1 protein-coding gene is annotated in these 1402 nt (G+C 41.7%); it reads right to left on the reverse strand.

Annotated elements, in window-relative coordinates:
* On the reverse strand, positions 1-1402 hold a 1402-nt coding region (locus BUF13_RS20445), incomplete at both ends, for a DUF7507 domain-containing protein (RefSeq protein WP_134204626.1).

Here is a 1402-nt window from a genome sequence, read left to right on the forward strand (position 1 = left end):
GTCACAGAACTCAAAGTCACATTTCCTGTATTGGTCACCACGAAGGTGTATAGAATCTCCTCTCCAACATCACTGCAATCACCTCCATCATCATAGGATGCAGTTTTTGTAATTTTGATTTCTGGAGTTTGTGTGAAGCACACCTCTACTTCATTAGAATCATCTCTCAACACAACTCTATATTCAACATCTTCACCTTCTCCTGGTTGCTGTTGCTCATCGATTACTTCTCTGATTTCAGCATAAGCCGTGTTGTAGAAGCAACCTTCATCTATCATTTCTTGAGTGATGATTACTGAAGCCTGGAAGCTTATAGATGCTCCCGGAGCCAATACTGGAACAACTTCCATCAAGCCTGCTTTATCATCCACCACATAGATGTCATACAAGGTTACGTTTCCTGTATTAGTCACTGTGATTTCATAATTCACAGATCCTCCCACAACATCATCATTAGAAACAAGTGATTTGGCTATTGAAAGATCAGGTCGCTGACAAAGGTCTACTTGAGTTTCGTTATCAGCATCCACTGAGTCACCGGAAAGATCAGTTACAAAGAACTCATTCGAGAAGGCTAATAAATAATAACCTGTTACTTCTGCCTGATTATTGATAAATCTGGTATCAGTATCCTGCTGAGTAATTACATATTCAGCAGTATAGGTTGCTGACTCTCCTGGCTTCAAGGTACCTTCTGCACTACCCATGCTGCTACTTACAAAAGTCACAGCTCCCAATGTTCCTGTTCCTGTGAAGTGATAGGTTTCATCTATCGTCACATTTTCCAAGGTAACATTACCTGTGTTAGTCACTACGAAGGTATAGATTACCGTATCTCCAGTATCGTAGCAGTCATCATCAGAAATTACTTCAGCAGATTTTACAATTGCGATACTTGGCTGCTGACATAGGTCAACTTGAGTCACCTCATCATCTGCATTTGTTTCACCAGATAGATCATCCACTGTCATTCCATCACCATAAGAACCAGTGACCTCAGCCTGATTATCGATATATCTAGTATCGGTATCTTCTTGAGTAATCTCATATTCTACGGTGTAGGTAGCTGTCTCATTTGGTAACAATGTACCCTCGACACTTCCCATGCTGCTGCTTACGAAAGTGACAGCTCCCAATGTTCCTGTTCCTGTGAAGTGATAGGTTTCATCTATTGTCACATTTTCCAAGGTAACATTACCCAAGTTAGTCACTACAAAGGTGTAGGTTACAATGTCACCTGTGTCATAGCAGTCATCCTCAGAATCAACTTCAGCTGATTTTACGATCGCAATTTCAGGTTCTTGAATAAACGTCTGTGTATCGCTGTCATCGTCGGTCACATCTGCTCCTACCGGAGGTGTACCCGTTACCGTTGCCGTATTCGTGAACGTTCCTGCGTTGA

It is taken from the genome of Algoriphagus zhangzhouensis (assembly GCF_900148515.1).
GTDB lineage: Bacteria > Bacteroidota > Bacteroidia > Cytophagales > Cyclobacteriaceae > Algoriphagus > Algoriphagus zhangzhouensis.